The organism is Streptomyces sp. C10-9-1, assembly GCF_024497955.1.
In the GTDB taxonomy this organism is placed as follows: Bacteria; Actinomycetota; Actinomycetes; order Streptomycetales; family Streptomycetaceae; genus Streptomyces; species Streptomyces sanyensis.
The window spans coordinates 1-4,544 of the sequence record NZ_JANHKP010000033.1 but is presented as its reverse complement, the minus strand read 5'-3'; the positions used below and the strand labels follow the sequence as shown (position 1 = coordinate 4,544).

Here is a 4,544-nt window from a genome sequence, read left to right as displayed (position 1 = left end):
CCCGGAATGCCGTGATGGTGTTCCGGGGCTTTTCTGCGTTTCCCTCCCGGGAGCCTTCCCGGGGGAGTGTTCCCGGGGGTTGTGTGCGGGGTTCGCGCGGGATTCCGGGCCGGCGTCCGCAGCCGAGGGAGGGGGTCTCCCCGGACTTCCCGTCACCCGCAATCGCCCCGCCGGGGCCGGTCTCCCCGCCCCTGGCCGGCGTTTTGGAATCACCCGCACACATGGGCTATGCTTCTTCTCGTTGCCACGGGGAACACCCCGGAGACAACAGGCCCCTATAGCTCAGTCGGTAGAGCGTCTCCATGGTAAGGAGAAGGTCAACGGTTCGATTCCGTTTGGGGGCTCCACAAAGAAAGGGCCTTCCGCCGATGGCGGAAGGCCCTTCTCGTGTTTGCCGGAAGCGTGCCCCGGTTCAGTCCTGGTGCGGCTCGTGCACCCGCATCGCGAGAATCGCCATGTCGTCCGAGGCGGGCTCCGCCGCGAAGCGCTCGACGGCACGCAGGACACGGGCCGCGACGGCGCCGGCCGTCAGCCCCGTGCACGTCGTCAGCACCGCGGTCAGGCCGTCGTCCCCGAGCATCCGCGTCCCCTCCCGGCGCTCCGTCACACCGTCCGTCACACAGAGCAGGACGTCGCCCGGGTCCAAGGTCACGACCTGCTCGTACAGCTCCAGGTCGTCCATGACGCCCAGCAGCGGCTGGGGCTCGGCCGCGGGCTCCACCGTGCCGTCCTGCCGCAGGCGCAGCGGCAGCGGATGGCCGGCGCACACGAACTTGAGCACGGCGCTGCCGTCCGCCTGGGGCCACAACTCGCCGTACAGCAGCGTGAGGAAGCGGCTGCGCGCTCCCTCGTCGAGGATCGCCGCGTTCAGGCGTTCCAGCACGGCCGGCCCGCCGAACCCCTCCCGTGCGAGCAGCCGCAGCGCATGGCGGGCCAGGCCCGTGACCGCGGCGGCCTCCGGGCCCGTGCCGCAGACGTCGCCGATCGCGAAACCGTAGGCGCCGTCCCGGATCGGGAACAGGTCGTAGAAGTCGCCGCCCACCTCGTTGCCCTCACCGGCGGCCCGGTAGATGACCTCCACCTCCACCCCGGGGATCTGCGGCAGCTCCGGCGGCAGCAGACTGCGTTGCAGGGACTGGCTGATGGACACGCGCTCCGAGTACAGCCGGGCGTTGTCCAGGGCCAGCGCGGCACGCCGGGAGAGGTCCTCGGCGAGCTCCAGGATCTCCTGGCGGAAGTGGTCGTCGGAGGGCTTGCCGAGGGTGAGCATCCCGATGACGCGGTTGCGGGCCACCAGAGGCAGCACCACCGTCTCCCCGCCCACCGCGGCCGCGGTCGCCTGCGTCGCCCCGATGCCCGAGGACACCGATGAGGGCGCCATACCCAGCCCCAGCTCCCGCTTCGACGCCCTCAGCGCCTCCTGCTGCGCCGCAGTCGCGGGAGCCGTCCAGACCCGGGCGCCCGGCGTGGGGACGGGGTCGGGCGGGTCGATCCGGGACAGCAGCGCCTTCAGGTCGTCGATCCGGTCCTCGTCCTCGTGGAGCACATACGACAGATACGGCTCCGAGGACTGGTCCGCGATCGTGTAGACGGCGCACCAGGTGGCCAGCGTCGGAACCGTCATCTGCGCCATCAGGGCCAGCGTCTGGTCCCGGTCCAGGGTCCCCGCGAGCAGGTCGGAGGCCTCCACCAGGAAGGACAGCGAGCCGCGCCGCAGGCGCTCCAGCTCGCCCAGGCGCGCGGACTCCACCGCCAGCGCGATGCGGTCCGCGGCGAACTGGAGGCGGAGCGCCTCCTCGTTCGAGTACCGCCCGGCGGCCTCGGCCGCCACCCCCAGCGACCCGGTGAGCCGTCCCTCCACCTTCAGCGGCACCGTCACCACGGCGCGCATGCCCGTGGAGTTCAGCAGGGGCACCGCCCCGGGGACCGCCAGCAGGTCCTCGTGCACCGCGGGCATCCGCGCCGAGCCGTAGCGGCCGGTCCCGGCCTCCACGGGCACCCGGGCGAAGCGCTGCCGCGCCGAGGGCAGACCGGTGGTCGCGCGGACCTCCAGCTCCGTCTCGTCGTCCGTGGCGAGCAGCAGGAACGCCGCGTCGCCGTCGAGCATGTCCCGTGCCCGCTCCACGGTGCGCTGGAGCAGCCCGTCCAGGTCGTCGGGGGCGGGAGAGCCGATGAACACCTCGAAGGGGTCGCTGGAGCGGCGGTCCGGGCCCGCGTCCGGCGCGGCCGAACGCACCGGCGTCTGCAGCACCGCCCGCTCGTCGTCCCGCACCAGGAGGCAGACGGTCGACGGCTCGCCCCGGGTGTCGCGGACCCTGAGGTGGGAGGCGTAGACGGGCAGGACGCGCCCGTCGGCTCCCCGGATGCCGTAGCTGCCCTCCCAGCGGGAGAGCCGCAGCGCCTCGGCCACACCCGTGCTCGTGCCCGGAGTGTGCGGCCACGCGGCGAAGTCGGTCAGCGGCTTGCCGAGGACCTGCTCCGCGGAGTAGCCGAAGAGGTGCGCCGCGTCCTCGTTCCACACCGTGATGGCACCGCCGTGGTCGATCTGGACCACGGCCACCCGCACGCGGTCGTCGGCCACGGGAAGCATCGAGGGCGGCAGGGCCGGCCCCGCGGAACGGGTGCCCACGGCACGCTGCGGGAGGTCCAGCCGGAACCAGACCTGCTTGTGGGTCGGGGTGTACTCGACGCCCCAGCGGGTGGCGAGCGCGGCGCAGAGCATCAGCCCGCGCCCGTTCTCCCGCTCCAGGCCGGCCGCGGTCGGCTGCACGGAGCCGCCCTGGACCGGGATCTCCCGCTCCGGGTAGCGGTCCGACACCTCGACCCGCACCCCGTCCTCGCTGCGCAGGCACAGCACGTCCGCCGCGGTGCCCGCGTGGATCACCGCGTTGGTCACCAGCTCGCTGGTGAGCACCACGGCGTCGTCGACGACGTCGCCGTATCCCCAGCCCTGGAGGGTGTCCCGGACGAAGGCGCGGGCGGTCGCGACGGACCGGCCCACGGGGTCGAAGCTGGCGGCAGCCCGCGCGGTGATCACAGAACTCCTCGTACGCGTTTCGACGCCCGGCTCTGCCATGGTCGGCCCGTTCCTCCCCGTGCCCGGTGGTGTACGCGCAGCACACCGCCCCTGCCGGGCGGACCGGGGCGGTTGGACAGCCGCATGCCAGGTTACTTACCTTCGCTGTCGGAGCGGATGCCGGTTGTGGCTGTTTCCGCCCCGTGGTGGCGGGGACGCTATGCGAAGCTGCCGAACTGTTATGGCCTGGTTCCGGCATGGTGAAACACTGGGCAGGCTTCCTGAGAAGGCCCGGGCAGTACGGTCAAACCCCTGCGGGAGGGACACGGTGGAGTCTGGCATGGCGGCGCGTGGGAAGGATACGCGTGCGAAGGGCGGACGATCCCGCACCAACGGGACGACCGAGGTCGATACGGCGGCGCTGAACCGGCTGATGTCGGCGCTGGTGGCGATGCGGGACGGCAACTTCCGCCGGCGCCTGACGGTGTCCGGCGACGACGTCATGTCCGAGATCGCCGCGGTCTTCAACGAGGTCGCCGACCGCAACCTCCACCTGACGGGCGAGATCGCCCGGGTCCGCAGGATGGTCGGCCGCGAGGGCAAGCTGGCCGAGCGCCTGGAGACCGGAGCGCTGGAGGGCGCCTGGGCCTCCGCCATCGACGCGTCCAACGAGCTGGTGGACGATCTCGCCCGGCCGGTCTCCGAGGTGGGCCGGGTGCTCTCCGCGGTCGCCGAGGGCGACCTGGACCAGCGGATGGAGCTGCGTTCGCACTCCACGGACCCCAAGGACGGGGCGGTGCGCCCGCTGCGGGGCGAGTTCCTGAAGGTCGCCCGGACCGTGAACAGCCTGGTGGACCAGCTGTCCGCGTTCACCGACGAGGTGACGCGGGTCGCGCTGGAGGTCGGCACCGAGGGCAAGCTGGGCGGTCAGGCGCAGGTGCGCGGCATGTCCGGGTCCTGGAAGGACCTCACCGACTCGGTCAACACCATGGCCTACCGGCTCACCGCCCAGGTCAGGGACATCGCCCTGGTGACGACGGCGGTGGCCAAGGGCGACCTCTCGCAGAAGGTCACCGTCCACGTGGCGGGCGAGATGCTGGAGCTGAAGAACACCGTCAACACGATGGTGGACCAGTTGCAGTCCTTCTCCTCCGAGGTCACCCGCGTGGCCCGGGAGGTGGGCACCGAGGGCGAGCTGGGCGGCCAGGCGGCCGTCCCGGGCGTCGCCGGCGTCTGGAAGGACCTCACCGACTCCGTCAACACCATGGCGGGCAATCTCACCTCCCAGGTGCGCGGCATCGCCGAGGTGACCACGGCCGTCGCCAACGGTGACCTGTCGCAGAAGGTGACGGTCAGCGCACGGGGCGAGGTCGCCCAGCTCGCCGAGACCATCAACCAGATGACCGAGACGCTGAGGACCTTCGCCGACGAGGTCACACGGGTGGCGAGCGAGGTCGGGGCGAAGGGGCTGCTGGGCGGCCAGGCCCAGGTGCCGGGCGCGGCGGGCACCTGGAAGGACCTCACCGAT

General features: G+C 72.2%; 2 protein-coding genes and 1 tRNA gene. 2 read left to right on the top strand and 1 reads right to left on the bottom strand.

Annotated features, from left to right (window positions below; genetic code table 11):
* The first annotated feature begins 271 nt into the window (after nucleotides 1-271).
* Nucleotides 272-347: transfer RNA gene (locus NPS70_RS28385), tRNA-Thr, on the top strand.
* 65 nt (nucleotides 348-412) lie between these two features.
* On the opposite strand, the gene NPS70_RS28380 is transcribed toward NPS70_RS28385, so the two are convergent.
* Complete coding sequence (locus tag NPS70_RS28380) at nucleotides 413-3,076, bottom strand: SpoIIE family protein phosphatase (protein WP_256527331.1); 2,664 nt, start codon at nucleotides 3,074-3,076, stop codon at nucleotides 413-415.
* A 280-nt stretch (nucleotides 3,077-3,356) separates the two neighbouring features.
* Between NPS70_RS28380 and NPS70_RS28375 the strand changes: the two genes are divergently transcribed.
* Nucleotides 3,357-4,544: HAMP domain-containing protein (locus NPS70_RS28375; RefSeq protein WP_256527330.1), on the top strand; the 1,188-nt coding region annotated here is incomplete at its 3' end.